This is a genomic window from Lentzea sp. NPDC004789 (assembly GCF_053601075.1).
In genome coordinates, this window is record NZ_JBSGBE010000004.1 from 421,295 (window position 1) to 447,294 (window position 26,000).

The window sequence follows — 26,000 nt, forward strand, 5'->3', positions numbered from 1 at the left end:
GTTCGGGGGTCACCCGAACGGCCTCGAACGTCTCAGTGCCTATACGTGACTTCGCCTGCCGGTTACCAGGCGGTAGATGCCGAGCAGGATGAGCGATCCGACGATCGCCAGCAACCAGGTCCTGATCTCGAAGAACGAGCCCAGGTCGGTCCCGAAGAGCGCGGATCCGATGAAGCCACCGAGAATCGCGCCCACGATGCCGAGCAGCATCGTGATGATGAAGCCGCCGGGGTCGTTACCAGGCATGATGGCCTTGGCGATGGCGCCGGCCAGCAGACCGAGCACAATCCATCCCAGGATGCCCACGGAGAGTCTCCTTCCATCCGCTTGTCGGGGATGGAATGCCCACGAACTGGCGACTTCACGCCTCCAAAACCACTCCGTTATCAAAGTAACGGGCTGTGCCGGGCTCTCAGGCACTCTCCGGAACAATGAGGGGCGATGAGTACTCCACGCACTGTCCTGATCCTGGGCTCGACCGGCTCCATCGGGACCCAGGCGCTCGACGTCATCCGGCGCAACCGCGACCGCTTCCAGGTCGTCGGGCTCGGCGCGGGCGGGCGTCAGCTCGACCTGCTGAAGCAGCAGGCCGCCGAGTTCGGCGTCACCACCGTCGCCGTCGCGAACGGTGCCGAGGTCCCCGGCGTCAAGACGCTGACCAGCATGGTCGACCTGATCGAGGCCTGCCCCGCGGACGTCGTGCTCAACGGCATGGACGGGTCGCGCGGCCTGGAGCCGTCGCTGAAGGCGCTGGAGACCGGCGCCACGCTGGCGCTCGCCAACAAGGAGTCGCTCATCGCGGGCGGGGCGCTCGTGCTGAAGGCCGCCAAGCCCGACCAGATCGTGCCGGTCGACTCGGAGCACTCGGCGCTCGCGCAGTGCCTGCGCGGCGGTGCGCCGCACGAGGTGCACAAGCTGGTGCTGACGGCGTCCGGCGGGCCGTTCCGCGGCAGGAGCCGCGCCGAGCTGGCCGACATCACCGTGCAGCAGGCCATGGCGCACCCGACGTGGTCCATGGGCCAGGTCGTCACGATCAACTCCGCGAACCTGGTGAACAAGGGCCTTGAGCTGATCGAGGCGCACCTGCTGTTCGGGGTGCCGTACGACCGCATCGACGTCGTGGTGCACCCGCAGTCCATCATTCACTCGATGGTGACCTTCACCGACGGCTCGACGCTCGCGCAGGCGTCGCCGCCGGACATGCGGCTGCCCATCTCACTCGGTCTCGGGTGGCCCGAGCGCGTCGCGGGTGCCGCGGCCGCCTGTACCTTTGACACCGCCACCTCGTGGACGTTCGAACCGGTGGACAGCGTCACGTTCCCCGCGGTCGAGCTCGCGCGGCAGGCGGGCAGTGGCGGTGGCTGTCTCCCCGCGATCTACAACGCCGCGAACGAAGAGGCCCTGGCCGCCTTCGTCGCGGGCAAGACGTCGTTCCTGTCGATCGTGGACACCATCGGCCAGGTTCTCGGCGAGGCGAAAGACTGGCAGACCGACCCCGCGGACGTCGCGGAGGTCCTGGCCGCCGAGGACTGGGCACGCGCACGTGCCCGCGAGCTGGTTGGAAGGAACTGACCTCGTGAACTCGATCATCAACGTCCTCGGTGTGCTGTTGTTCGCGTTCGGCATCGCGGTGTCCATCGCGCTGCACGAGTTCGGGCACCTGCTGACCGCGAAGGCCTTCGGCATGAAGGTCACCCGGTACTTCATCGGCTTCGGCCCGAAGCTGTTCTCGTTCCGCAAGGGCGAGACCGAGTACGGCCTGAAGGCGATCCCGGCCGGCGGCTTCTGCGAGATCACCGGCATGACCGCGCTGGAGGAGGTCCACCCGGACGACCGGCCGCGCGCGTTCTACAAGCAGAAGGTGTGGAAGCGCGTCGTCGTGCTGTCCGCCGGGTCGATCACGCACTTCCTGCTCGGCTTCATCATCCTGCTGATCCTCGCGATGTCGCTGGGCCTGCCGAACAACAAGGACCTGCCGGTGCTCGCGCAGGTCTCCGACTGCGTCCAGGACTACACCGTCCCGTTCGACGCGCCGTGCCCCGCCGGTGCGCCGTCGCCCGCGAAGAGCGCGGGCCTCAAGCCCGGCGACCAGATCGTCTCGATCGCGGGCAAGCCGATCGCGACGTGGTCGGACATGCAGAAGGTCACCCGCGACCTCAGCGGCCCGAACGAGTTCAAGGTGCTGCGCGACGGCAAGGAGATCGCGCTCACCGTCGACGTGCCCAAGGTCACCCGCCAGATCTCCGACGGCAAGGGCGGCGTGGAGGTCAAGCAGGTCGGCGCCATCGGCGTGATCGTCCAGCAGGCCTTCACCTACGGCCCGATCGACGCGATCCCGGCCGCCGTGTCGTTCACCGGCGACATGTTCGTGAACACCTGGAAGGGCCTCATGCGCTTCCCGGAGCGCATCCCGGCCGTGGTCAAGGCCATCGGCGGCGGCGAGCGCGACCTCGACACCCCGATCTCGGTCGTCGGCGCCTCCCGCCTCGGCGGCGATGCGGCGGAACGGGGCCTCTGGGCGTTCTTCATCCTGATGCTCGCGGGCCTGAACTTCTTCGTCGGTGTGTTCAACCTCCTGCCGCTGCTGCCGCTTGACGGTGGTCACATCGCCGTCAACCTCTACGAACGGGTGCGAGACTGGTTGAGGAAGCTGCGCGGGATGCCCGCCGGCGCCCCGGTCAACTACATGCGCCTGTTGCCGCTCACCTACGTGGTCATCTTCATCGGCGGCGCCATCACGCTGCTGACCGTGACCGCCGACATCGTCAACCCGATCAGGTTGCAGTGATTTACGAAAGGTGCAAAACCCATGAGTGACGGCGTGATGCTCGGAATGCCGGCACTGCCGCCGCCGGTGCTGTCGGAACGCCGCAAGACCAGGCAGCTGATGGTGGGCAACGTCGGTGTCGGCAGCGAGTTCCCCGTCTCCGTCCAGTCGATGACGACGACCCTGACGTCGGACGTCAACGCGACGCTGCAGCAGATCGCGGAGCTCACCGCGGCAGGCTGCGACATCGTCCGGGTCGCCTGCCCGTCCCAGGACGACGCCGACGCGCTGCCCGCGATCGCCAAGAAGTCCCAGATCCCGGTGATCGCGGACATCCACTTCCAGCCGAAGTACGTCTTCGCGGCCATCGAGGCGGGGTGCGCGGCGGTCCGGGTGAACCCCGGCAACATCCGCAAGTTCGACGACCAGGTGAAGGAGATCGCGGCCGCCGCCCGCGACCACGGCACCCCGATCCGCATCGGGGTGAACGCGGGCTCCCTGGACCCGCGCCTGCTGCAGAAGTACGGCAAGGCCACCCCGGAGGCCCTGGCCGAGAGCGCGATGTGGGAGGCCTCGCTCTTCGCGGAGCACGACTTCCACGACATCAAGATCTCGGTCAAGCACAACGACCCGGTGGTCATGATCCGCGCCTACGAGCTCCTCGCGGAACAGTGCGACTACCCGCTGCACCTCGGCGTCACGGAGGCGGGCCCGGCGTTCCAGGGCACGATCAAGTCCGCCGTGGCGTTCGGCGCCCTGCTGCGCCAGGGCATCGGCGACACCATCCGGGTGTCGTTGAGCGCCCCGCCGGTCGAGGAGATCAAGGTCGGCCACCAGATCCTGCAGTCGTTGAACCTCCGCCCGCGCAAGCTGGAGATCGTGTCCTGCCCGTCCTGCGGCCGCGCCCAGGTCGACGTGTACACGCTCGCCGAGCAGGTCACCGCGGGTCTGGAGGGCATGGAGGTGCCGTTGCGCGTCGCCGTCATGGGCTGCGTCGTGAACGGCCCCGGCGAGGCCCGCGAGGCCGACCTGGGCGTCGCCTCCGGCAACGGCAAGGGCCAGATCTTCGTCAAGGGCAAGGTCATCAAGACCGTGCCGGAGCACGCGATCGTCGAGACCCTCATCGAAGAGGCGATGCGCATCGCCGAGGAGATGGAACCGGTCGAGGGCGGCTCGCCGGCCGTCACCGTCGGTTAGTGCTGTTGAAGGGGCGTCTGAGCAGTGAGGCGCCCCTCACGCACTGTTGGCTGATGCCACACACACGTCTGATCTGGCACGCTAGGTGACGTGCTGAGGCTGGCCGGAGCGCGCGTGCTGGACGAACGCGACCTGATCGACGTACGCGGGGTCTTCGACAACGACCCCGTGGCCGCGTGCATGGTCGCCGCGAGGGTCGAGGTGGCCGGTCTCGACCCGTGGCGTCTGGGCGGTGAGATGTGGGGCTCGGACACCCGCCCGATCCGGGGCAGGGTCGACGGCCTGTGCTTCTCCGGCCCGAACCTCATCCCGCTCAAGGGCAGCGCCTCGGCGATGCGCATGTTCGCGGACCGCGCGCGGCGCCGCGGCCGCATGTGCTCGTCGCTCGTCGGCCCCGCCGAGCAGGTCTTAACCCTGTGGGACGAGCTCCAGCCCGACTGGGGACCGGCCCGCGAGGTGCGTGGTGACCAGCCGCTGATGGCGATCTCCACCGCTCCCAAGATCACCCCGGACCCGCTGGTCCGTCAGGTCCGCCCGAGCGAGCTGAGCCGGTACCTCCCGGCGGCGATCTCGATGTTCATCGAAGAGGTCGGCATCGACCCGTGCGCCGAGGACGGCGGTGCGGGCTACCGCGCGAGGGTCAGCGAGCTCATCGCCGCGGGCCGGGCGTTCGCGCGGTTCGAACAAGGCGAGGTCGTCTTCAAGGCCGAGATCGGCGCCATGTCGTCGCGGGTGGGCCAGATCCAGGGCGTCTGGGTGCGCCCGGACCGCCGGGGCGAGGGCCTCGGCACCGCCGGCACGGCAGCGGTGGCCGACCGGCTCACGCGTGTCCTCAACCGCACGGCCAGCCTGTACGTCAACGGCTACAACCACGTCGCGCAGGCCGTCTACCGCCGAATCGGCTTCGAACAGGTGGGCCAATACGCGACTGTCCTGTTCTGACCGGGCATACTCGCGCGGGTGCGCCTTCTCGCGACGATCACGGTGCTGACCCTGACGCTGAGCGGCTGCGGCCTGTTCAGCTCCGTTCCGGGGGCACCGGAGATCACCAACGACTTCCTGGCGAAGCTCGCGTCCGGTGACGTGCAGGGTGCCGCCGGGCTGACCGACAACCCGAACGACGCCAAGGAGACGCTGGAGAAGTTCCGGGGCGCCTTGAAGCCGAAGGGTCTCACCAGCAAGGTCGACCAGATCCGCAAGAACGGCGAGACGGCGTCGGAGGCGAGCGTCACGCTCGACTGGGACCTCGACAACAACCGGCACTGGACGTACTCGACCAAGTTCGACGTGCGGCAGGAGGGCGACTTCTGGAAGGTGCACTGGCAGTCGTCGGTGGCGCACCCGAAGCTCGCGCCGCAGCAGACGATCAGGGTCACCGAGCTCAAGCCCGACCCGGCGCCGGTGCTCGACCGCGAGGGCACGCCGTTGCTGGCGCCTGAACGCGTCGTGTCGGTCCTGCTCGTCGCGAAGGAGGCCGGTGACGTCGGCAACGTCGCCAAGGCCCTCGCGGACGCGCTGAACCCGCTCGACAAGGCGATCACCCAGCAGTCGATCACCGAGGGCGTCGGCAAGACCCCCGACGGCCAGGCGTACCAGGTGGCGGCACTGCGCGACCCGGACTACCAGTCGGTGAAGCCGAAGATCTACGACCTGCCGGGCGTGCGGTTCAGCTCGCAGACGTCGTTGCTCGCGCCGAGCCGCAACTTCGGTTCCCAGGTGCTGCCCGCCGTGCGCAAGCTGGTCGAGAAGGACATCGCGGGCAACGCCGGGTTCCGGATCGCCACGGTCGACGCGCAGGGCAACGAGGTCGACGAGCTGTTCTCGAAGGCTCCCGAGCCCGCCAAGGCCGTGAACATCGCGCTGTCCCGGGCGATCCAGGCCGCCGCGGAGGACGCCGTCGAACCGCTGCAGCAACCGACCGTGCTGGTCGCCATCCAGCCGTCCACCGGCGACATCCTGGCGGTCGCGCAGAACGACCCGGCCGACGCGCAGGGCGCCATCTCGCTGACCGGCCGCTTCCCGCCGGGCTCCACGCAGAAGGCCGTGACCGCGCTCGCCGCGATCTCCTCCGGCAAGGTCAACGCCGACACGCCGCTGCCGTGCCCCGGCAAGACCACCATCGACGGGCGGCGGATCGTGCCGAACTCCAACGAGTTCGACAAGGGCACGATCCCGCTGCGGTCCGCGTTCGCGTTCTCCTGCAACACGACGTTCGCCCAGCTCGCCGTCGACATGGCCCCCGACCAGCTGCCGAACGCCGCCCTGTCGCTCGGGCTCGGCGTCGACTTCGACGTCGCCGGCCTGACCACGATCACCGGTTCCGTGCCGCCCGCGACCGACGTGGTCGAACGGGCGGAGGACGCGTTCGGGCAGGGCAAGGTGCTGGCGTCGCCGTTCGGCATGGCGCTGGTGGCGGCGTCCATCCAGAAGGGCTCGATGCCGGTGCCGCAGCTGGTGCGCGGCAAGGAGACCAAAGCGGACAAACAGCCCACCGCGCCACCGGTGGCCGCGCTCGACCCGGTGCGGCAGATGATGCGCGAGGTCGTCGAGTACGGCACTGCACCGCAACTCAAGCCGTACGGGGATGTTCGCGGCAAGACTGGTACCGCGCAGTTCGGTGACGGCGTGCACTCACACGGGTGGTTCATGGGCTATCGAGGCGATCTCGCGTTCGCGACGCTGGTCCTGAGCGGTGAGACTTCTACTCCAGCCGTGGAGGTGGCGGCGAGGTTCCTGAAGGCGGTGCCGTGATGACTCGACCAGACCTGCACACGTTGCGGGAGCGCCTGCTCCGCGCGGGTGTCCTGCTCCCGGCTCCGCGCGAGTCGGTCGAGCAGGACGCTCCCGCGGAGCTGCCGTGGATGCGGGGCGAGGACCAGGTCCGAGGCGGTTCCGTCGCCGCCAAGTAGGCTGGGGCACATGGCTGTTCGTGCTCCGCTGCAACCCGGTGTCCAGTCTCCGCGGCGTCAGGTGCCCTCGCGCATCGTGCGTCCCGAGTACGTGGACAAGCCCGCACCGCAGCGCGGCACCGACCCGTGGGTGCAGACGCCGGAGATCATCGAGGCCATGCGGATCGCCGGCCGTCTCGCGGCCCAGGCGCTGCAGGAGGCCGGCAAGGTCGTCGTCCCCGGCGTGACCACCGACGAGATCGACGCGGTGGCGCACGAGTTCCTGTGCGACAACGGCGCGTACCCGTCGACGCTGGGCTACCGCGGCTTCCCGAAGTCGTGCTGCACCTCGCTCAACGAGGTGATCTGCCACGGCATCCCGGACTCCACGGTCGTCGAGGACGGCGACATCGTGAACATCGACGTGACGGCGTTCATCGGCGGCGTGCACGGCGACACGAACGCCACGTTCCTCGCGGGCAACGTCGCCGAGGAGAACCGGCTGCTGGTCGAGCGCACGCACGAGGCGACCATGCGCGCGATCAAGGCCGTCAAGCCAGGCCGCGAGATCAACGTCATCGGCCGCGTGATCGAGGCCTACGCCAAGCGCTTCGGCTACGGCGTGGTCCGCGACTTCACCGGCCACGGCATCGGCCGCTCGTTCCACAGCGGCCTCGTGGTGCTGCACTACGACGAGCCGTCGATGAAGACCGTGCTCGAACCGGGCATGACGTTCACGATCGAGCCGATGATCACGCTCGGCGACTACGAGCACGACATGTGGGACGACGGCTGGACCGTCACCACGAAGGACAAGAGCTGGACCGCGCAGTTCGAGCACACCATCGTCGTGACCGACACGGGCGCGGAGATCCTCACAGTCTGCTGATCACTGCCTTGAGCGCGGCCGCGACCGCCGAGGGCGACGTCGCGGCCGCCAGGTGGTGCGACTCGACGCGCTCGACCGGCCAGCCCAGCGCCTCGGCCTGGTCCGCCGCGTCGTCGTAGGCCGACGACAACAGCACGTACCCGCACGCCCCGGACCACTCGACGACCGGGCGCTGCTCCTTCAGGAACTCCCACGGCACCTCGGGTGCCTCGTCCCGCATCTCCTCGCGCAGCTCCGCGGGCACGAGCCGCAACGGGTCCTCGTCGAACCACCGGTCCCAGCGCGGCAGCCTGCCGTCGCGCACCGACGCCTTCACCTGGCTGACCAGGCCGGGGTCCACGGTCTCGCGCCACGCGCGGCCCGGCGTCGGCAGGTCGGAGTCGAGGAACACCAGTCCGGCCACGTCCAGTTCGAGGGCGTCGGCGAAGGCCGGCAGCAGCGGTCCGGCGCCGCTGTGGCCGACCAGGACCAGCGGGCCGGTGACGCCCGAGTCCTCCAGGGCGTCGGCGAACGCGCCGATCAGCCGCTGGTGCACCGGGGCCTCGTTGACGGTCATCTGCAGGTCGACCAGCAGCACGGTCACGCCGTCGGAGGCCAGTTCGTCGGCGAGCGGGCGCATGCTCGACGGGCCGAGGAACGGGCTGTGCATGAGGACGACGGTGACCATGTGGGTGATGATGGCAGCATTGGCGTCCATGCGGGGCGCGATGTTGATCTGTGGGACGACCTCGGACGCGGGCAAGAGCGTTCTGGTCGCCGGGCTGTGCCGCTTTCTGGCACGCCAGGGCGTGGACGTCGTGCCGTTCAAGGCGCAGAACATGTCCAACAACTCCTTCGTCACACTTGACGGCGGGGAGATCGGGCGGGCGCAGGCGCTGCAGGCGCGGGCGGCGTGCAAAGAGCCGAGCGTGCGGTTCAACCCCGTGCTGCTGAAGCCGGGCAGTGACCGCACGTCACAGGTCGTGGTGCTCGGCAAGGCGGTCGGCGAGGTGTCGGCGCTGAGCTACCGCGGGCGCAAGCAGCAGCTGCTCGACACCGTTCTGTCCACTTTGGATGGACTGCGGGCTGAGCACGAGGTCGTGATCTGCGAGGGCGCCGGATCGCCTGCCGAGATCAACCTGCGGGCGAACGACATCGCGAACATGGGGCTGGCGACGCGGGCGAACCTGCCCGTCCTGGTCATCGGCGACATCGACCGCGGTGGGGTGTTCGCACACCTCTTCGGCACGGTGGCGGTGCTGGACGCGGCCGACCAGGCGCTGGTGTCCGGCTTCGTCATCAACAAGTTCCGCGGTGACCAGCGGCTGCTCGAACCGGGGCTGCACCAGCTCAAGGCGCTCACCGGCCGGGACGTGCTGGGCGTGCTGCCGTGGCGCGAGGAGCTGTGGCTCGACGCCGAGGACTCGTTGTCCTACAACGCCGACGGCGTGGTCGGCCGGCCGCGGCCGCCGGTGAAGGACTGGCTGCGGGTCGCCGTGATCCGGTTGCCGCGCATCTCCAACGCCACCGACGTCGAGGCATTGGCTTGCGAGCCAGGCGTTTCCGTGCGGTTCGTGACCGAGCCGTCACGGCTGGCGGACGCGGATCTGGTCGTGCTGCCCGGTTCCAAGGCCACCGTGTCGGACCTGGCCTGGCTGCGCGAGACCGGCCTGGCGGCGGCGATCCGGCGGTTCGACGGTCCGGTCCTGGGCATCTGCGGCGGTTTCCAGATGCTGTCGAAGCGGATCGAGGACGACGTCGAGTCCAGGAACGGTGTCACCGAAGGGCTCGGCCTGCTCGACGTCGACATCCGCTTCCAGGCCGAGAAGACCCTCGCCACGCCGGCGGGTACGGCGTGGGACGAGCCCGTCACCGGCTACGAGATCCACCACGGTCAGGTGGTCCGCAGCACCGAGCGGCCGTTGATCTGCGAGGAGGGTGCGCAGACCGACCGCGTGCTCGGCACGCACTGGCACGGGCTGCTGGAGAACGACGCGTTCCGCCGCAGGTTCCTCGTCTGGGCCGCCGAACGCGCGGGCCGCGACTTCGTGCCCGGTGAGGTGAGCTTCTCCGCCGCCCGCGAGGCTCAGCTGGACCTGCTGGGCGACCTGGTCGCGGACCACCTCGACACCAAGGCCGTCATCGACCTGCTGGAACGAGGGGCTCCGGCCGGACTTCCGTTCGTGCCGCCCGGCGCCCCACCAGCTGCGGGATAGCCAGCCCGGCGAGCACCAGACCGCCGGCCGCCGCCTGCAGCCCGCTCAGGTGCTCGCCGAGGAACGCCCACGCGGAGAACATCCCGAACACGGGCACCAGCAACGAGAACGGCGCAACCACCGACGACTCGTACCTGCGCAGCAGGAATCCCCACACCCCGAACCCGAGCAACGTCGAGATCCACGAGACGTACCCGATCGCGCCCACGCCGGCCCAGTTCAGGCGGCCGAGCGCGGACACGTCCTCGGTCAGCAGCGACAGCGCGAACAGCGGCAGCACCGCCACCGCGCTCACCCACACCATGAACCGCAACGTGTCGGCGGGCCGCGCGTACCGCATCAGCACGTTCGACACGCCCCAGCACACCGCCGCGGCGATCACCAGCACGAACCCGAGCAGCGGCGACGACAGCCCGTAGTCCCAGGCGATCAGCCCGATCCCGGCGACCGCGAGCGCGATGCCGGTGATCTGCACCGGCTTCGGCCGTTCCCGCAGCACGACGGCGGCGAACACGGCCGTGAAGATCACCTGGCTCTGCAGCACCAGGCTCGACAGCCCGGCCGGCATGCCCGCCTTCAGCCCGATGAACAGGAAGCTGAACTTCGCGACGCCCAGCGCCAGCCCGACCGAGACGACCCACTTCCACGCCACCGACGGTCGTCCGACGAAGAAGACCGCGGGCACGGCCGCGGCGAGGAAGCGCAGGGCGGAGAACAGGATCGGCGGGAACTCGTCCAGGCCGACCTTGAGCACGACGAAGTTGAAGCCCCAGATGGCGGCGACGAGGGTGGCGAGCAGGACGTGGCGCGGACTCATGACTCCGAGCTTGCGGCCGCCGACTGTTTAGCACCAGTTCCGCTTGCTTAGGGTATGGGTTTAGCATCGCTACATGCTCGACCTGGGAAGACTGAAGGCGCTGCACGCCGTCGCCGTGCACGGCACGGTCGGTGCCGCCGCCGAGGTGCTGGGCTACACCCCGTCCGCGGTCTCGCAGCAGATCGCGAAGCTCGAACGCGAAACCCGCACCACGCTGCTGGAACGCCAGGGCCGCGGCGTCCGCCTCACCGACGCCGCGATCCTGCTGGCCGAGACCGCGGGCCAGGTCCTCAAGCTCGTGGAGGAGGCCGAGGTCACCCTGGAGGAACAGCGCGGTGCCGCGATCGGCCGCCTGTGCGTCGGCGCGTTCGCCACGGCCGCCCGCGGCCTCCTCCCGGACGTGCTGGTGAGTCTGGGCGAGCAGCACCCGGCCCTCGACGTCCGGCTCACGGAGATCGACCCGCCCTACGCCACCGAGGCCGTCGCCCGCGGCGAGCTCGACCTGGCGATCGTGCACGACTGGGCCAACACGCCACTGCCGGTGCCGGAGTCGCTGTCCCGCGCGTTCATCGGCGACGACGTGGCCGAGGTGCTGATCCCCGCCGCCAACCCGTTGTCGCGCAAGGAGTCTCTCGAACCCACCGATCTCGCCGGCGAGCGGTGGATCTGCCAGACCGAGGGGTCGATCTGCTTCGACTGGCTGGAGCGGACGTTCCACGGCGCGGGCATCGAACCGGTGGTGGCGTACCGGATCAGCGAGTACCGGACGCAGATCGCCTTGCTGGCCAAGGGGATCGGGGTGGCGCTGATCCCGCGGCTGGGCAGGGGAGAGGTGCCGGACAGCGTCCGGATCGTGCCGTTGCGGCCGACGCCGACGCGGCGGTTGTACGCGGTGTGGCGGACGCAGGCGTCGCGGCGGCCCGCGATCAGGGTGGCGCTGGACGTGATCAGGCAGGTCGTCTGATCACTCCTCGTCGTCGTTCCCGGCGGCACGTTCGCGGGCACGGCGTGCGGTCGCCGCGGCGTGCGCGGCTTTGGTGATGATGAGCAGCTCGATCTCGACCGGCTCGTGGTGGTCGGTGGTGGTACCGACGTCGCCGAGCAGTTCCTCGACGACGGATTCGGCGTACAGACGGGCGATTTCGCGCTTGCGGTCCATCGGCACGTGCATGTCGGCGATCTCGCGCTCCTTGGTCCCCGGCTGCGCCTTGCCGGTGCGGATGCGCTCGACGATCTGCGCGTACTTGCGGCTGATCTTGGTGCGGACGAAGACACCGGGGTGCTGGGCCACTTCGGTGAGGTGCTCGACGTCCAGCGCGAACGCGTCGCGGCCACCGTAGAGGTCCTGGACGCTGGATGCCGCCGCCCGCAGGTACCGGTAGACCGAGGCCTCCTCCTGGGACGCCGCCGCTCTGCTGATCTGCCCGTTGGCCGCCGCGATGGTGGCTGCCTTGGCGGCTGCGGTGGCCGGGCTCTTGCCCGCGAAGTTCGCGACGGCCTTGCGGTTGAGCTCCACGGCGTGCGCGGCCAGGCGGACCGGCACCGCCCTGGTCTGGCCGGTCTCCTGACCACGTCGCGGTCTGCGCCAGTTGGCGAAGTTGTTCAGGTAGTCGTTCATCGTCTCGCCCGCGACGGTCTCGAACAGCGAGGCGGCGGCCGCTGTGTCGTCCTCGTGCTCGGCGGGGATGTCGAAGCTGTCCGTCTGCATGGTCTGCACGTGCACGTGCTCGGACTTCGCGTCCTTGCGCTCCACGACGAGGTTGAGCGGCACGTTGTACCGGCCGCGGATGCTCGCGACTCGTCGTTCGGCGTCAGCGTGCGACTTGCTGGCGCGCAACGCCTTCGCTGCGTCCAGGATCGCCGCCTGCTTCGGGTCGGCCGGCTTGCCGGTGAGCTTCTCCCTGGCCGCGGCCGCCTTGCCCCTGACCCACTTCTTGCCCGCCTCGACCTTGCCCTTCACCCACGCCTTGCCCGCGGCCACCTTCGCCTTCACCTTGCCGCTGATCCCCTTGGCCGCCTTGATGATCGGCCCGGCCAGCGTCAGCCCCTTCTTGATCACCCAGTCCAGCGCCTTGTTCACCGGCTTCTGCAGGGTCTCGATGATCGAGCGGATCTTCGCGCCGATGCCGCCCAGCCCGATCGCGCTGGCGAGGAAGCCGATGATGATCGGGACCATCTGGCCGAGCACGTCGTTGATCTTGTCGACCACGCCGCCCACGTTGCCGCGCACGATGTCGGCCACCGAGTCGATCACGGTGTTGACGAACTTCAGGATGCGGCTGCCGTTGTTGACGAAGAACATCACGACGTCGTAGATGAGCTTGCAGGCCTTGATGAACGCGGCAGCGGGGTTCAGGAGGCCGATCAGCCACGTGATGCCCGCGGTGATGATCTTCGTGATCACGAAGTCCTTCACCTGCTCCAGGATCATCGTCTTGATGTCGCCGAGCTTCTCCAGCAGCATCTGCCACAGGCCGGAGACGCCCTGGGTGGTCAGGACCTGGAAGATCTCGACGCCCTTCTCGGCCGCGGCCATCGCCTTCTCGCCGATCTGGCGGACCAGGCGGTTGCGGATGTTGGTCCAGGTGAGGCCGAAGATCGACGCCAGCAGCTTGACGATGCCGCGCAGGTCGAACTTCTCCGGCAGCTCGATGCCCGCCTCGGCCAGCGCGCCGAACAGCCAGCCCATCAGGCCCTTGCGCAGGTGGTCGAGGATGTTGTCCTTGAACTTGAGGATGCCGCCCTTCACGCCGGCGATCAGGTTGCCGAGGAACTCCACCGGTTTCTTGATGATGTCGCCGACCACTCCGGCGGCGCGTGAGAGCACGTCGCGCAGCATCGCGGCCAGTTCGCGGATCGTGTTGACCACGCCCTTGACGGCGTCGATCGCGGCGTCGACCAGTCCCTTGTTCTCCGCCTGCAACGCCTCGATGCGCTCGTCCAGTCCTTGGCGCGCCTCGACGTACTTGCTGGCCAACGAGTCCACGACGGCGTTCTGCTTGTCGGTGACCTCGCTTTCGAGCTGCTCGAACCGGTCGTTGATCTCCGCGGACGCGTCGGCGCCGACCTTCTGCAGGTCCGGCGACAGCGTCTTCACGTAGGCGGCGATCTCCGCCTTGCCGGACGCGATCCGTTGCTTGGCGAGGGAGAGGTCGCTGCCCACGATGTCGGCGACGCGGGAGATCACGCCGTCCATCTGCTTGAGGTAGAGCTCGCGGCCGGCGGTGTAGAACTCGTTCACCTTGTCCGGCATGCCGAGCAGCTTGTCCTTGGCCCACCGGTAACCGCCGAGCCAGCCGGAGTACCGGTCCTGCTTGTAGGCGTCGACCTTGGCCGCCACGAACCTCTCGAACGCCTGCCGCGCGTCCGCCTCGCCCTTGGTGAACGCCGCGTCGACCTTCGGGTCGATGCCGTCGAGGATCTTCTTCACCTCGGCCTCGGTGGCCGCGAAGATGCCCTGCACGCGCGTGGTCACCTCGGCGCGCTTGGCCTCGTCCTTCGTCTTCGTCTTTCCCTTGTCCGCCACCAGACCCGCGAGGGCGGCGCCCTTCGCGCCCTGCATGCCGGCCACGCCCGCGGCGGTCTCTGCGGCCGCGTTCGCCTTGGCCTGGCCCAGCACCTGCTGTTCCTGTGCGCGGAACTGGCCGGGTGCGGTGTCGGCGTGCGTCGCGGCGGCCTGCTTGGCGTCCAGCGCCTGCTGGAACTGCGGTTCGTTCGAGTGCCGGAGCTGCTCGTCGGTGACGTCGCCCTGTTCCTGCGCCACCTGCTGCTTGCCCGCGCTCAGGTCGGTCTGGGCGGGCGGCGCGGGTTTCGGTGCGGCACCGGCGGCCGGGATCGACGCGGTGGCACCGGGGTTCTCCTGCGTCATCGGTGTGACGGGCTTCGGCACGGCCTTGGACTGGTCCGGCGGTGCGTCGGTGGCCGCCGCGATGTCCTTGGCCTGCCCCTCCTTGCCCTGGGAGACCATGCCCTTCACCTCGGCGGCGACCCCGTCGGCCTTGCCCTGCGGTGCCGTCGCCTCCTGCAGCGTCTTCGGCGACTTCGCCTCGATCGCGCTCTTCACGGCCGCGATGAACGCCTGCTTGTCGAACGACCCGGCCTGCTGCGCGTCCATCGAGTCGACCTTCGCGGCCTTCGCCTGCCCGGCCAGGTCGTCGGCCGGTGCCTGCGCGGCGTCCTGCGCCTCCTTGGCCTTCGCCGCAGCCGGTGGGTGCGCCTTCTTGGCCGCCGCGAACCCCTTCACCTTCGCGGTCACCTGGGCGAACGCCGGATCCGCCGCGGCCACGGCCGGAACCGCCGGCGCCGCGGCGGGTTTCGGGTTCTTGCCGCCGCCGTGCCGGCCCGGTTTCGCACCCGCCTTGCCCAGCGGGGACTTCGCGGGCACCGGTTTCGGCGGTGGCGCGGGCTTCTTGGGCGCCACGGCGTTCGGCCCGAACCCGGTCGTCGTCACGGCCAGCGCGGACGCGGGCGGTTTCGGTCCCTCCAGCGTCACCGGCACACCGGCCGCCTGCGCCGCCTTGAGCCCCTTCTCGACGGTGTCGAGGTCGGGCTCGCCGCGACGGGTCTCCTTCAACGCGGCTTCGATCGCGGCCTCGCCCGGCTGCTTCAGCTTGGCCGCCATCAGCGCGCCCACGGCCGCGTTGCCCGCGTCGCGTTGCAGCGCGAGCAGGGCGTGCAGGCCGGGACCCGCCTTGCGTTTGCCGTCCGTGAGGGCGCCCGTGACCTTCTCTTCGGCTGACCGGCGTGCGGCGACCATGGCACGAGCGTGACCTGGCCGCGCGAGCGGGAACACGACGGCCAGACACACGCGAGGGCAGCGAAAACCGCCCTAAGGGGCAACGATCACGTGCGCCTTCTTGGGCGCCATGACCTTCAGCACCGCCCTGGCCTCGCGGATCACGCCCGCCAGGTCCTTCTTCGCGGTCCTGAAGTAGGGCTCGATCGTGAGCGTCGCGGTGTCCTTGGTCTCCACGACGTTCCACGTGCCGCGCAGGAACCCGTCCACCAGGAACGTCGGCGGGAAGACCCCGTTGCGCACCGCGCCCCACCGCGACCGCGCTTCCTCGCTCATGATCCGGGTCCGGTCGGCGTGCCCCAGCAGCACGTTGTCGAACGACGGCAGCAGCCGTGCGGGTGCGGGCGCGTCCTCGGGCACGATCACCCCGTCCGGCACGTCCAGCAGCACCTTGCCCGCTTCGTTCCGGTACTCCACCAGATCCAGCTCGGCCGCGTGCGCCTTCAACCCGGTCAGCCGCGACCACGCCTGCACGTCCGCGAGCGTGGCCGGTCCGAACGCCCGCAGGTACCGCGTGATCAGCTCCGGCACCGCGGCCTGCGACGGCAGCTCGCGGCCGAGCCACGTGGCCATGGCGACGTTCTGCGGAACGCCGCCCACGCCCCAGATCCCGCGCGGCGGCACCTGGATCATCGGCACCAGCATCTGCGCCTGCGTCGACAGCTCCCGCGCCGTGCACCCGGGGAACCGCTCCGCCAGGAACGCGCCGATCTCCGCGACCGTGCGCGGCTCGGTGTCGATGAACTCCCGTGTGAGCCGCGCGAGCTTGTCCAGGTCGATCTCGACCCGCGTGGCCGGCGGCACCACGGTCCGCGCCCACTTGTCGAGCTCCGGCTGCAACGCCGTGCGCATCAGGTACACGTCGTTCGCCGAGATCAGGTGCAACGTGCCGCGCCACAGCGTCATCCGCACCAGCGAGCGGTCGATGATCAGCTCGCTCAGCGCGTCGAACTCGAACGGCTGAAGCCGCGTCCAGAGCGCGAGGTAAGGCGGCACCGGCGCCTGGGCCTGGAGGCCGCCGAGGTGCTCGACGGCGTCCACGACGGGCAGGTTCGTCCGCTCCAGGAGCAGCTGCCGCGCCAGCAGCGTCCGGTTGAGCGTGCGATGGGAAAGTGTGGTGGTCACAGTGATCCGAAGAACTTCCTGATGTCCTGGACCAGCAGGTCCGGCTCCTCCATCGCGGCGAAGTGGCCGCCGCGGTCGAACTCCGTCCAGTGCACGATCGTGGGGATCATCTTCTCCGCCAGCGACCGCACGGGCGCGCTGATGTCGTGCGGGAAGACCGCCACGCCCGTGGGCGCCGTGGTCGGCTTCTGCTGACCCCACGACGCGGCCTGCTCCTTGTACAGCGCCGCCGACGAGCCCGCGGTGGCGGTGAACCAGTACACGGACACGTTGGTCAGCATGTGGTCGCGGTCCACCGCGTCCTCGGGCACGCCCTCGTTGTCCGTCCAGTCGTGGAACTTCTCCGCGATCCACGCCAGCTGCCCGACCGGCGAGTCGGTCAGGCCGTACCCCAGCGTCCGGGGCCGGGTGCGCTGGACGTGCATGTAGCCGGACAGCTCCTTCTGGTAGTGGTCCAACGACTCCAGCGCCCGCAGCTCCTCCGGCGACAGGTCGTTGACCCCGGACGGCCGGAACGTCTGCAGCATGTTCACGTGCACGCCGACCACCTGCTCGGGGAACACCCGGCCGATCTCCTGCGCGATGCCGGAACCCCAGTCGCCGCCCTGCGTGCCGTAGCGCTCGTAGCCCAGGCCCTCCATGAGCTTCGCGAACGCCCACGCGACGCGCAGCACGTTCCAGCCGGGTTTCCGCACGGGCCCGGAGAAGCCGAAGCCGGGAATCGACGGGATGACCAGGTGGAAGTCCTGCGACAGCGGCTCGATCACGTTCAGGAACTCGACGAACGAGCCGGGCCAGCCGTGGATCAGCAGCAACGGCAGCGCGTCCGGCTTGCGGGAGCGGACGTGCAGGAAGTGGACGCGCTGCCCGCCGATCTCGGTGGTGAACTGCGGGTGGGAGTTGAGCCGCGCCTCCTGGGCACGCCAGTCGAACCCGTCGGCCCAGTACTGCGCGAGCGGGCGCAGGTAGCTCAGCGGGATGCCGTAGGACCAGCCGACGCCCGGCAGATCCTCCTCCGGCCAGCGGGTGCCGGCCAGCCGGGAGCGGAGGTCGTCGACCTCGGCCTGCGGGACCTCGATGCGGAACGGCGTGATCTCCATGGCCCCCACGCTATGAGCTCATGCGGACAGGATCGGTCCGCAATCCCTAACAGAACTTCTCGATCAGCTCCTCGAAGAACCCGCCCGCCTCGATCGCCGCCTTCTCCTGGTCTCCGTCGCGGACCGCGTGCAGCAGCCCGGTGTGCGACACCTGGTCCCCTCCGGGCTGGGTGGTGTCGACAGACGCGGCCACCGAAGCTTTGACGGCCTCGGTCAAGCCCTGGTAGAGCTCTGCCAGAAGCGTGTTGTGCGAGCACTGCACGAGCAGCACGTGGAACGCGGTGTCGTGCTCGATCACCTCGGCCCACTGCTCGGCCTCCATCGCCGCGTCGCGGCGGTGCAGCAGGTCGGTGAGACGGGCCAGTTCGGCCTCGGTGCGGTGCTTGGCCGCCAGGCGTGCGCCTTCCACCTCCAGCGTGCGGCGGACCTGGAGCACCTCCTTCAGCTCCGTTCCGCACATGCGGCGGACCGCGCCGGAGATCTCGCTGGTCGCGCGGACGAACGTGCCGTCGCCCTGCCGCACCTCCAGCAGGCCGGCGTGTGAAAGCGCGCGCACGGCTTCACGAACCGTGTTCCTGCCCACCCCGAGCGCGGTGACCAGCTCGGGCTCGGGCGGGATGCGCTGCCCAACGGGCCATTCGCCGCTGGTGATCGCGCCGCGCATCTGCTCGATCACCTGGTCGACGAGGCCTGCCCGTCGGGTAGTGGCCAACGGCACAGCGTCATCCTTTCATCCGAACATCCCATGTCTGCGATAGTGGTGCGCGTGATGATTCAGCAGACGACCATTGCCGCACAGACTGCCACCGATCCAGGTAGCAGGGTGACGGTCGTCAAGAATCGTCACGTTCCGCTGGTCGGGTCCACGCTGCTCGCGATCGGGGTCGCCCTCGCGGCGGCGAATCTCCGCCCTGCGGTCACCAGTCTGGCCTCGGTGCTCGGCGATGTCCGCGCCGCCCTCGGCGTTTCCGCCGCTTGGACCAGTGCGTTGACGGCCGTTCCGGCGCTCTGCTTCGGCTTCGCGGCGTTCGCGGCCCCCTGGCTGGGTCGCCGCCTCGGCATGGCCCGTGCGATCGGACTGTCACTGGGGGTGCTCACGCTCGGCCTGGTGCTGCGCGTGATCGACGGTCCGTGGGTCGTGCTGGGCGGCACCTTCATCGCCTGCGCGGGCATCGCGGTGTCCAACGTGCTGATCCCCGTGGTGGTGAAGGCTTCCTTCCCCACGCGCGTCGGTCTGATCACCGGTGTCTACACGGGAACGCTGGCCGCGGGTGCCGCGCTGGCCGCCGCCCTCACGCCCCGGCTGGAGGACCTCCTCGGCTCGTGGCGCCTGGCCGTCGGCTCGTGGGCGCTGCTGTCGGCCGGTGCGGTGATCGTGTGGTTCGCCGGCGCCCGCCACGGTTCGGAGGCCTCGGTCGTGCGCTCGGCCACGCCGGTCGAGAAGCGGTCGTTGCTGCGCAGCCCGCTGGCGTGGGTCATCACGGTGTTCTTCGGCCTGCAGTCGCTGTTCGCCTACACCGTCATGGGCTGGCTGCCCGCGATGCTCATCGACGCCGGCGTCGACCGGAACACCGCGGGCCTGCTGCTCGCCATCACGATGCTGCTCGGCGTCCCGGTCAGCCTCTTCGTGCCGCCGATCGCCGCCCGGTTCTCCAGCCAGGCGCCGATGGTGCTGGTGCTCGGCCTGCTGTCGTTCGCGGGCATCCTCGGCATGCTCGTGGCGCCCGCCGCCGCGCCCGGCCTGTGGGTCGTGCTGATCGGGTTCGGCATGGGCATGTTCCCGCTGGCGCTGCTGGTCATGTCGCTGCGCACGAAGTCCACTTCGGACACCGCGCGGCTCTCGGCGATGGCGCAGAGCCTCGGCTACCTGATCGCGGCCACCGGGCCGTTCGCGTTCGGCGTGCTGCGGGACGCCACCGGCTCCTGGGCGACCTCGCTCGTGCTGCAGCTGGTGCTGCTGGCCGCGCTGACCGGACTGGGCATGATCGCGGGCCGTCCCCGCTACGTCTAGAACGGTCAGGAATCGAGAAGCCCCGGCGTTCGTGCCGGTCGTAGCGTTGCCGTCATGGACATCAACATTCACGCCACGTTCCTCCCGCACACCGACCCCGACGCCTCGCTGGCGTTCTACCGGGACCTGCTCGGCTGGGAGGTCCGCGCCGACGTCGGCCAGGGCGCGATGCGCTGGATCACGGTCGCCCCGGCCGGTTCGTCGTCCGCCGTCGTGCTCGAACCGCCGGCCATGGCCGAGGGACTCACCGACGCGCAGCGGACCGCCATCGCCGAGATGATCGAGGGCGGCTCGTACGGGTACATCCAGCTGTCCACGCCCGATCTCGAAGGCGTCTTCGACAAGCTGCAGGCGAACGGCGCGGACGTCGTGCAGGAGCCGACCGACCAGCCGTGGGGTGCGCGCGACTGCGTGTTCCGCGACCCGGCCGGCAACAACGTCCGCATCATCCAGGCCTAATTTGAGACGAAACCGCGGTGCAGCACCGTGAGCTGGTCGGCGAGGTAGCGGGCCCATGCCTTCGCCCGGTCCCAGTCCGGTGCCTGCCCGCCGAAGCTGACGGGCCGGCTGGTCCCCAGCTTGCGCACCATGCGCGTGACATCGGTCGGTAAGGGTGGTGTGCCGCGGTGGAACAACCACATGGGCGTGTGTTTGAGGGAAACCTTGTGCCGCCGCACGAACCGATGCGCATCGCGGGTCGCGGCGTCGCCCATGATCACGGCACCGAACCCGTGCAGCGTGTCGGCGGCGGCGACCGAGAGCACGGTGACTCTCAGCCCGCAGCCCGCGAGCTCGGTGCCGATGATCTGGGCGATCTCGTCGGTGGCGGCGATTTTCGAGGTGTACGCGACGAGGACTCTGTCAGTCATCGCTGCATCGTTGTTGGCGAAGGGGGCCAACGGCAGCGGCGGAAGTCCCTGTCGCTTGAGGCCTTCAGTCCAACGGCAGGTTCAGCAGCGCGTTCTCGACCAGTTCCGGCATCGCCGGATGGATCCAGTACTGCCCACGTGCCATGGACTTCGCGTCCAGCCCGAAGCTCATCGCCTGGATGAGCGGCTGGATCACGGTCGACGCCTGCGGCCCGATGATGTGCGCGCCGAGCAGCTGCCCGGTGGCGGGGTCGGCGAGCAGCTTCGCGAAACCGGTCGTGTCCTCCATCGCCCAGCCGTACGCGATGGACGCGTAGGCCTGAGACGAGGTGACGTACCGGATTCCCCGCGCCTTGGCCTGTTCCTCGGTGAGACCGACGCTCGCGATCTGCGGGCTGGAGAACACCGCGGCCGGCACGAACCGGTGGTCGCTCGCCATCGGCTCGTCCGGGTTCAGCAGGTTGTGCTGCACCACACGGGCTTCGTGGTTCGCGACGTGCTTGAGCTGGTAGTCGGAGCTGATGTCGCCCAACGCCAGGATGTGCGGCTGGCTGGTGCGCTGGAACTCGTCGACCTTGATGCGGCCGTCGTCGTGCAGCTCGACGCCCGCCTTGGCCACGTCGAGCAGGTCGGTGTTGGGCTGCCGGCCGGTCGCGACGAGAAGCTGCTCCGCCTCAACGGTTTCCGCGCCGTCCGGGCCCTCCAGGTGCAGGCGCACACCGGTCGCGGTCTTCTCCGCGCGGATCGTCTTGCGCTGCAGGCGGACGTCCCACTTCGTCTTCGCCACGTCGGTGAACCGCTGCGCGATCTCCAGGTCCTCGTGGCGCAGCAACAGGTTCGAGCGCGCGATCACGGTGACCTCGACGCCGAAGCTGCTGAACACGTGCGCGAACTCGGACGCGATGAACCCGCTGCCCAGGATGACCAGGCTCTTCGGCAGCTCGTCGAGCCGCATGATCGAGTCGCTGGTGTGGAAGCCGGTGGTGTCGATGTCGGCGATCTCCGGGACCGTCGGCCTGCTGCCCGCCGCCACGACGATCCGGTCGGCGGTGATGGTCTCGCCGGTCCCGGTGTCGATGGTGTGCGCGTCGACGAACTTCGCGGTGCCCTCGTAGACGGTGACGTTCGCGTTCTCGTTCGCGCGCCAGTTGCGGCCGCCCTCGGCGATCGGGTCGATGCGGCCGAAGATGCGGTCGCGGATCTGCGGCCAGTGCACCGCGTCGAGGTGGGCGTCCACGCCGAGCTTCTTCGCGTTGGCCGGCGCCGCGGCCTGGTCGGCGGTGTGGACGAACATCTTGGTGGGGATGCAGCCCACGTTCAGGCAGGTGCCGCCGAAGGTCCCCTTCTCGAGGATGGCGATGTCCCAGCCCGCCATCGCCTCGTTCGGGATGGAGTTGCCGGAGCCGGTACCGATGATGACCAGGTCGAAGTGCCTCACATGTCGATCCAACCACCTCCGGCGCGGCGGTGTTCCCCGATGCGGTGTTACGCGGGCCTTACGGGCAGCGCCTCCGCGGCGAACGTGCGGCGGTAGGCGTTGGGCGAGACCCCGACGTCCTTGTGGAAGTGGTGCCGCAGCAGGGCGGCCGTGCTGAACCCGCTCAGGTGCGCGATCTCCTCGACGGAGAGCGAGGTCTCCTCCAGCAGCTTGCGGGCGTGCAGCACGCGTTGCGCGGTCAGCCAGCGGACCGGCGTGGTGCCGGTCTCCGCGACGAACCGCCGGGCGAAGGTGCGCTCGGACAGCCGGGCGCGGCGGGCGAGATCGGCGACCGAGTGCTCGGTGGCGATCGACTCCAGCATCGCGTCGAGCACCGGTTGCAGGCTCATCGCCGCGTTCACCGGCACCGGCATGTCGATGAACTGCCGCTGCCCGCCCTCGCGTTGCGGCGGCACCACCATCCGCCGCGCGATCGCGGTCGCCGGTCCGGTGCCGAGCTCGCGGCGCACCAGGTGCAGGCAGGCGTCGATGCCCGCCGCGGTACCCGCGCTGGTGACGATGTCGCCGTCGTCGACGTAGAGCACGTTCGGGTCGACCTGTGCCTTCGGGAACCGTTCGGTGAACGCGGCGGCGTGGTGCCAGTGCACCGTGCACGGCCGGTCGTCGAGCAGCCCGGCCTCGCCGAGCAGGAACGCGCCGCTGCACACCGAGAGCAGCGTCGAGCCGTTCGCGTGCGCTTCGCGCAACGCCCGCAGAACCGCCGGCGGGTAGTGCTCGCGCAACCTCGCCGCGGGCACCGCGACGAGATCGGCGCCGACGAGGGCGTCCAGCCCGAACTCGGGGATCAGCCGCACGCCCACGTTCGCGCCGACGGGTTCGCCCGGCCGTTCCCCGCACACCCTGAACTCGAACGACGGCACGCCGTCCTCGGTGCGGTCGATGCCGAACACCTCGCACACGACGCCGAACTCGAACGGCGCCACCCCGTCGATCAGCACGACCGCAACGCTCCGCAGCATGGCAGGATCTTAGCGAACGGTGTCACCGCTGCCACTGTTGGCAGTATCTGAGCTATCGCTAACTTGGCGCCATGACCAGTCAAGCAGGTGACCTGCAGAAAAAGGGCGTCGTCGAGCTGACGATCGCCATGGTGCTGTCCGGCACCATCGGCGTGTTCGTCTTCGAGTCCGGCGCGCAGCCGTTCACCGTGGCGTTCTGGCGGTGCGTGTTCGGTGCGATCGCCCTGGGTCTCCACTGCTGGATCCGGGGCTTCTTCCGCGACACCGGTTTCACCCGCGCGACGTTCCTGCTCGCGTTGGCGGGCGGCGTCTTCCTCGTCTACAACTGGGCTTTCCTGTTCTCCGCCTACGCGAAGACGTCGATCTCGCTCGCCACCGTCGTCTACCACACGCAACCGTTCTACGTCGTGCTGCTGGGTGCGTTGGTGTTCAAGGAAAAACTGACGGCCGTCAAGCTCGGCTGGATCGCCGTCGCGTTCATCGGCGTCGTGCTGGTCACCGACATCACCAGCGTCACGGTCAGCGGGGACTACCTGCTCGGCATCGGTGAGGCGCTGCTGGCGGCGTTGCTCTACGCGTTCGCGACCATCATCGCCAAGCGGCTCAACGGAATCCGCCCGCACCTGATCGCGCTCACCCAGGTGGCCGCCGGAATCGCCCTGCTGCTGCCGTTCGTCGACTTCTCCGGCACGGCGTCGATCGGCGCAGGCTGGGCGTGGCTCGCCGGCATCGGCGTGATCCACACCTGCGTCATGTACATCCTGCTGTACGCGAGCTACCAGAAGCTGCCGACGTCGTTGATCGCCGTGCTGTCGTTCATCTACCCGGCGGTCGCGATCGTCGTCGACATGACGGTGTACGGCACCAGGATCCACCCGCTGCAGATCGCCGGGATCGTGCTGATCTGCGGCGCGAGCCTGGCCAACTCGCTGGGCACGGCCCAGCGAGCCGGCCGGGCGGTCAGTGCTGGTAGGTCGGCGTGATGATCGCGCGCGCCAGCGTGTGGAACGCGAGGTTGAAGCTCACGACCGCGGGCGAGGCGTCGCCGTCGACGTCGAGCTTGTCGACGTCGACCGCGTGCACCACGAAGTAGTAGCGGTGCGGGTGGTCGCCCTTGGGCGGGGCGGCGCCGCCGAACGCCTTCGTGCCGTAGTCGGACCGCACGTGAAAGGCGTCACCCGGCAGCGTGGCGTCGGAGCTGCCCGCACCGGTGTCCAGCGACGTGGTGGTGACGGGGATGTTCACGGCCACCCAGTGCCAGAAGCCGGACGGGGTCGGCGCGTCGGGGTCGAAGCAGGTGACCACGAAGCTGCGGGTCTCGGCGGGGAAACCGGACCACGAGAGCTGGGGTGAGGTGTTGCCGCCCTCGAAGACCTGGGCCTCGGGGAGCTGCTCGCCGTCGCGCACGTCCGCCGAAGTGACGTCGAAGGTGCCGACCGAAGGGAGCAAGGCGTAGGGGTCGGGAGCGACTGGGCGCTCGAGGCTCATCTGAACTCCTCCTTTTTGTGATCAGTTCGAGCCTATCCCCGTGCAACCATGAGGGCCTGCGCGGCGTCCTCCGCGTGGAGGGGGAAATACGATGTCCAGGTTGCGGCTTGTTGCTGCATTTGCGTTGGTCGCCGGATTGGTCGCATGTGGAGACACGCCCGGTGAACAATCCGGTGGTCCGGTTCTCACGACGTCCTCACCGGCGCCGGCGACAACGACCACCACCGCGACACCCGAGCGGCTCAAGCGGATGTTCGAGCCGCCGTACACGTTCGGCAAGACGCAGGCTCACGCGCCCGCGACCGTCGACGGCATGGTTCCGGTCGTCACGCACATCGCGACCGACAAGCCGTACGTGTTCATCACGATCGACGACGGTGCGGTGCAGCACCCGAAGGCCCGCGAGCTGATGATCAACGCCGGGGTCTGGCCGTCGGTGTTCCTCAACACCAAGTACGCCGAGGGGCACAAGGCCTACTTCAAGGAACTGCCGGTCACGGTCCAGAGCCACACGACCGACCACCCGAACCTCCAGGGCAAGCCGTACGAGTTCCAGCGCAAGGAGATCTGCGACAACGCGGACTTCCTCACCGGCGACTACGGCAAGCGCCCGACGCTGTTCCGGCCGCCGTTCGGCAACTACGACACGAACACCCGCAAGGCCGCGGCGAGCTGCGGGTTCAAGGCGCTGGTCAACTGGACGGCCGCGGTCAACGACGGGCACGTGCAGTTCCAGATGGGCGACAGGCTCAAGCCGGGTGACATCGTGCTGATGCACTTCCGCACGACTTTTGTCGAGGATTTCACCGCATTCCTGAACCGCGCCAAGCAAGATGGACTCACTCCAGTACCGCTGGAGGACTTCCTGGGGTAGTTGATCGTGAACTGGGGATTTGCATGAAGAAGTTCTTCGCTGTGCTCGTCGCCGCTGCCATGGCGGTGACGTTCGTTCCGAGTGCGTCGGCGGCGGGCTATGCGCAGCTGACCGGCGTTCACACGGAGCACTACGCGACGTTCGACCGCGTGGTGTTCGACCTGACCGGCGGCCAGCCGAACGTCAGCCTGGAATCGGTGGGTTCGCTGGAGAACTGCGCCTCCGGCAAGCCCGTCAACGCGACGGGCGTGGAGTTCCTCCAGGTGCGGCTGCAGCCGGCCGACGGCAACCTCTACCGCGGGTCGCGCAACTTCACGACCGGGCTGCCGACCGCGCAGAGCATCGCGTTCACCTGCGACTACGAAGCCGACCTGGCGATCGCGATCGGGGTCGACCACCACAGCCCGGCCTACCGCGCGGGCTTCCTGACCGGTCCTCTCCGCTACGTCGTCGACATCGATCAGAAGCCCTGACGCAACTGTGACGCGGGTCACGCGTCTGTTCTTTCATCGAGTAGCCCTGAGAGGG

Annotated in this window: 25 protein-coding genes; 14 read left to right on the forward strand and 11 right to left on the reverse strand. The window is 69.2% G+C overall.

The features are described 5' to 3' along the window. Positions 1–39: 39 nt before the first annotated feature. Positions 40–306: a GlsB/YeaQ/YmgE family stress response membrane protein gene (locus ACWEIJ_RS12485; RefSeq protein ID WP_355434986.1), complete on the reverse strand. Its 267-nt coding sequence runs from the start codon at positions 304–306 to the stop codon at positions 40–42. A gap of 135 nt (positions 307–441) precedes the next feature. Between ACWEIJ_RS12485 and dxr the strand changes: the two genes are divergently transcribed. From dxr to map, 7 genes are all read left to right on the forward strand, one after another. Continuing rightward, on the forward strand, positions 442–1,572 hold the full coding sequence (gene dxr / locus ACWEIJ_RS12490) for a 1-deoxy-D-xylulose-5-phosphate reductoisomerase (protein ID WP_449837241.1): 1,131 nt from the start codon (positions 442–444) through the stop codon (positions 1,570–1,572). A 13-nt stretch (positions 1,573–1,585) separates the two neighbouring features. Further along, a complete protein-coding gene (locus tag ACWEIJ_RS12495; RefSeq protein ID WP_449837345.1) occupies positions 1,586–2,788 on the forward strand; it encodes a M50 family metallopeptidase in 1,203 nt (400 codons plus the stop codon). Positions 2,789–2,833: 45 nt separating this feature from the next. Next, positions 2,834–3,964, forward strand: coding sequence for a flavodoxin-dependent (E)-4-hydroxy-3-methylbut-2-enyl-diphosphate synthase (gene ispG, locus ACWEIJ_RS12500; RefSeq protein WP_449837346.1), 1,131 nt, complete (start codon positions 2,834–2,836; stop codon positions 3,962–3,964). A 90-nt stretch (positions 3,965–4,054) separates the two neighbouring features. Continuing rightward, on the forward strand, positions 4,055–4,906 hold the full coding sequence (locus ACWEIJ_RS12505; RefSeq protein ID WP_449837242.1) for a GNAT family N-acetyltransferase: 852 nt from the start codon (positions 4,055–4,057) through the stop codon (positions 4,904–4,906). An 18-nt stretch (positions 4,907–4,924) separates the two neighbouring features. Continuing rightward, positions 4,925–6,715, forward strand: a complete 1,791-nt coding sequence (locus tag ACWEIJ_RS12510) for a penicillin-binding transpeptidase domain-containing protein (protein WP_449837243.1) — start codon at positions 4,925–4,927, stop codon at positions 6,713–6,715. Continuing rightward, positions 6,715–6,873: a hypothetical protein gene (locus ACWEIJ_RS12515; protein WP_355434998.1), complete on the forward strand. Its 159-nt coding sequence runs from the start codon at positions 6,715–6,717 to the stop codon at positions 6,871–6,873. The genes ACWEIJ_RS12510 and ACWEIJ_RS12515 overlap by 1 nt, the downstream gene beginning before the upstream one ends. A 10-nt stretch (positions 6,874–6,883) precedes the next feature. Beyond that, positions 6,884–7,741, forward strand: coding sequence for a type I methionyl aminopeptidase (gene map / locus ACWEIJ_RS12520; RefSeq protein ID WP_449837244.1), 858 nt, complete (start codon positions 6,884–6,886; stop codon positions 7,739–7,741). Here the strand turns inward: map and ACWEIJ_RS12525 are convergent. Next, positions 7,728–8,408, reverse strand: coding sequence for an alpha/beta fold hydrolase (locus tag ACWEIJ_RS12525; protein WP_449837245.1), 681 nt, complete (start codon positions 8,406–8,408; stop codon positions 7,728–7,730). The two genes, map and ACWEIJ_RS12525, sit on opposite strands and share 14 nt — an antisense overlap. A 28-nt stretch (positions 8,409–8,436) precedes the next feature. On the opposite strand from ACWEIJ_RS12525, the gene ACWEIJ_RS12530 reads away from it, so the two are divergent. Next, the gene (locus ACWEIJ_RS12530; RefSeq protein ID WP_449837347.1) at positions 8,437–9,936 is read left to right on the forward strand and encodes a cobyric acid synthase; all 1,500 of its coding nucleotides are present in this window, start codon (positions 8,437–8,439) and stop codon (positions 9,934–9,936) included. Here ACWEIJ_RS12530 and ACWEIJ_RS12535 read toward each other — a convergent pair. Then, positions 9,860–10,753 (reverse strand): EamA family transporter, encoded by an 894-nt coding sequence (locus ACWEIJ_RS12535; RefSeq protein WP_449837246.1) that lies wholly within the window; start codon positions 10,751–10,753, stop codon positions 9,860–9,862. The two genes, ACWEIJ_RS12530 and ACWEIJ_RS12535, sit on opposite strands and share 77 nt — an antisense overlap. A gap of 73 nt (positions 10,754–10,826) precedes the next feature. Here ACWEIJ_RS12535 and ACWEIJ_RS12540 point away from each other — a divergent pair, with 73 nt between their 5' ends. Then, a complete protein-coding gene (locus ACWEIJ_RS12540; protein ID WP_449837247.1) occupies positions 10,827–11,717 on the forward strand; it encodes a LysR family transcriptional regulator in 891 nt (296 codons plus the stop codon). On the opposite strand, the gene ACWEIJ_RS12545 is transcribed toward ACWEIJ_RS12540, so the two are convergent. The 4 genes from ACWEIJ_RS12545 to ACWEIJ_RS12560 all read right to left on the reverse strand — a co-directional run bounded on the left by ACWEIJ_RS12545 (position 11,718) and on the right by ACWEIJ_RS12560 (position 18,491). Continuing rightward, positions 11,718–15,509, reverse strand: a complete 3,792-nt coding sequence (locus tag ACWEIJ_RS12545) for a phage tail protein (RefSeq protein ID WP_449837248.1) — start codon at positions 15,507–15,509, stop codon at positions 11,718–11,720. Between the two features lie 72 nt (positions 15,510–15,581). Further along, positions 15,582–16,673, reverse strand: coding sequence for a winged helix DNA-binding domain-containing protein (locus tag ACWEIJ_RS12550; RefSeq protein ID WP_449837249.1), 1,092 nt, complete (start codon positions 16,671–16,673; stop codon positions 15,582–15,584). Beyond that, the gene (locus ACWEIJ_RS12555; protein WP_449837250.1) at positions 16,670–17,773 is read right to left on the reverse strand and encodes an epoxide hydrolase family protein; all 1,104 of its coding nucleotides are present in this window, start codon (positions 17,771–17,773) and stop codon (positions 16,670–16,672) included. The genes ACWEIJ_RS12550 and ACWEIJ_RS12555 overlap by 4 nt, the downstream gene beginning before the upstream one ends. Before the next feature lie 46 nt (positions 17,774–17,819). Next, the gene (locus ACWEIJ_RS12560) at positions 17,820–18,491 is read right to left on the reverse strand and encodes a FadR/GntR family transcriptional regulator (protein WP_449837251.1); all 672 of its coding nucleotides are present in this window, start codon (positions 18,489–18,491) and stop codon (positions 17,820–17,822) included. 105 nt (positions 18,492–18,596) lie between these two features. Between ACWEIJ_RS12560 and ACWEIJ_RS12565 the strand changes: the two genes are divergently transcribed. Both ACWEIJ_RS12565 and ACWEIJ_RS12570 read left to right on the forward strand, forming a co-directional pair. Further along, on the forward strand, positions 18,597–19,784 hold the full coding sequence (locus tag ACWEIJ_RS12565) for an MFS transporter (RefSeq protein WP_449837252.1): 1,188 nt from the start codon (positions 18,597–18,599) through the stop codon (positions 19,782–19,784). A gap of 54 nt (positions 19,785–19,838) precedes the next feature. After that, entirely contained in the window at positions 19,839–20,243 is a 405-nt protein-coding gene (locus ACWEIJ_RS12570; protein WP_449837253.1) for a VOC family protein, read from the forward strand. Here the strand turns inward: ACWEIJ_RS12570 and ACWEIJ_RS12575 are convergent. From ACWEIJ_RS12575 to ACWEIJ_RS12585, 3 genes are all read right to left on the reverse strand, one after another. Further along, the gene (locus ACWEIJ_RS12575) at positions 20,240–20,653 is read right to left on the reverse strand and encodes a hypothetical protein (RefSeq protein ID WP_449837254.1); all 414 of its coding nucleotides are present in this window, start codon (positions 20,651–20,653) and stop codon (positions 20,240–20,242) included. The genes ACWEIJ_RS12570 and ACWEIJ_RS12575 overlap by 4 nt on opposite strands. Positions 20,654–20,717: 64 nt before the next feature. Then, positions 20,718–22,091 (reverse strand): mycothione reductase, encoded by a 1,374-nt coding sequence (locus tag ACWEIJ_RS12580; RefSeq protein ID WP_449837255.1) that lies wholly within the window; start codon positions 22,089–22,091, stop codon positions 20,718–20,720. A gap of 47 nt (positions 22,092–22,138) precedes the next feature. Continuing rightward, the gene (locus ACWEIJ_RS12585; RefSeq protein ID WP_449837256.1) at positions 22,139–23,110 is read right to left on the reverse strand and encodes a GlxA family transcriptional regulator; all 972 of its coding nucleotides are present in this window, start codon (positions 23,108–23,110) and stop codon (positions 22,139–22,141) included. Between the two features lie 71 nt (positions 23,111–23,181). Here ACWEIJ_RS12585 and ACWEIJ_RS12590 point away from each other — a divergent pair, with 71 nt between their 5' ends. Beyond that, positions 23,182–24,093 carry a DMT family transporter gene (locus ACWEIJ_RS12590; RefSeq protein ID WP_449837257.1) on the forward strand — a complete coding sequence of 304 codons (912 nt, stop codon included), beginning with the start codon at positions 23,182–23,184 and terminating at the stop codon, positions 24,091–24,093. Here ACWEIJ_RS12590 and ACWEIJ_RS12595 read toward each other — a convergent pair. Beyond that, positions 24,071–24,598, reverse strand: coding sequence for a YbhB/YbcL family Raf kinase inhibitor-like protein (locus ACWEIJ_RS12595; RefSeq protein ID WP_355435038.1), 528 nt, complete (start codon positions 24,596–24,598; stop codon positions 24,071–24,073). The two genes, ACWEIJ_RS12590 and ACWEIJ_RS12595, sit on opposite strands and share 23 nt — an antisense overlap. Positions 24,599–24,848: 250 nt before the next feature. On the opposite strand from ACWEIJ_RS12595, the gene ACWEIJ_RS12600 reads away from it, so the two are divergent. After that, complete coding sequence (locus tag ACWEIJ_RS12600) at positions 24,849–25,472, forward strand: polysaccharide deacetylase family protein (protein WP_449837258.1); 624 nt, start codon at positions 24,849–24,851, stop codon at positions 25,470–25,472. Between the two features lie 23 nt (positions 25,473–25,495). Further along, the gene (locus ACWEIJ_RS12605; RefSeq protein WP_449837259.1) at positions 25,496–25,945 is read left to right on the forward strand and encodes an AMIN-like domain-containing (lipo)protein; all 450 of its coding nucleotides are present in this window, start codon (positions 25,496–25,498) and stop codon (positions 25,943–25,945) included. Positions 25,946–26,000: the final 55 nt, after the last annotated feature.

Excerpts from the sequence above, each read along its gene's own strand:
- dxr (WP_449837241.1), top strand. The coding sequence starts at position 442 with ATGAGTACTCCACGCACTGTCCTGATCCTGGGCTCGACCGGCTCCATC.
- ispG (WP_449837346.1), top strand. The coding sequence starts at position 2,834 with ATGCCGGCACTGCCGCCGCCGGTGCTGTCGGAACGCCGCAAGACCAGG.
- ACWEIJ_RS12515 (WP_355434998.1), top strand. The coding sequence starts at position 6,715 with ATGACTCGACCAGACCTGCACACGTTGCGGGAGCGCCTGCTCCGCGCG.
- map (WP_449837244.1), top strand. The coding sequence starts at position 6,884 with ATGGCTGTTCGTGCTCCGCTGCAACCCGGTGTCCAGTCTCCGCGGCGT.
- ACWEIJ_RS12525 (WP_449837245.1), bottom strand. The coding sequence starts at position 8,408 with ATGGTCACCGTCGTCCTCATGCACAGCCCGTTCCTCGGCCCGTCGAGC.
- ACWEIJ_RS12530 (WP_449837347.1), top strand. The coding sequence starts at position 8,437 with ATGCGGGGCGCGATGTTGATCTGTGGGACGACCTCGGACGCGGGCAAG.
- ACWEIJ_RS12535 (WP_449837246.1), bottom strand. The coding sequence starts at position 10,753 with ATGAGTCCGCGCCACGTCCTGCTCGCCACCCTCGTCGCCGCCATCTGG.
- ACWEIJ_RS12540 (WP_449837247.1), top strand. The coding sequence starts at position 10,827 with ATGCTCGACCTGGGAAGACTGAAGGCGCTGCACGCCGTCGCCGTGCAC.
- ACWEIJ_RS12545 (WP_449837248.1), bottom strand. The coding sequence starts at position 15,509 with ATGGTCGCCGCACGCCGGTCAGCCGAAGAGAAGGTCACGGGCGCCCTC.
- ACWEIJ_RS12555 (WP_449837250.1), bottom strand. The coding sequence starts at position 17,773 with ATGGAGATCACGCCGTTCCGCATCGAGGTCCCGCAGGCCGAGGTCGAC.
- ACWEIJ_RS12570 (WP_449837253.1), top strand. The coding sequence starts at position 19,839 with ATGGACATCAACATTCACGCCACGTTCCTCCCGCACACCGACCCCGAC.
- ACWEIJ_RS12575 (WP_449837254.1), bottom strand. The coding sequence starts at position 20,653 with ATGACTGACAGAGTCCTCGTCGCGTACACCTCGAAAATCGCCGCCACC.
- ACWEIJ_RS12585 (WP_449837256.1), bottom strand. The coding sequence starts at position 23,110 with ATGCTGCGGAGCGTTGCGGTCGTGCTGATCGACGGGGTGGCGCCGTTC.
- ACWEIJ_RS12590 (WP_449837257.1), top strand. The coding sequence starts at position 23,182 with ATGACCAGTCAAGCAGGTGACCTGCAGAAAAAGGGCGTCGTCGAGCTG.
- ACWEIJ_RS12595 (WP_355435038.1), bottom strand. The coding sequence starts at position 24,598 with ATGAGCCTCGAGCGCCCAGTCGCTCCCGACCCCTACGCCTTGCTCCCT.
- ACWEIJ_RS12600 (WP_449837258.1), top strand. The coding sequence starts at position 24,849 with ATGTTCGAGCCGCCGTACACGTTCGGCAAGACGCAGGCTCACGCGCCC.
- ACWEIJ_RS12605 (WP_449837259.1), top strand. The coding sequence starts at position 25,496 with ATGAAGAAGTTCTTCGCTGTGCTCGTCGCCGCTGCCATGGCGGTGACG.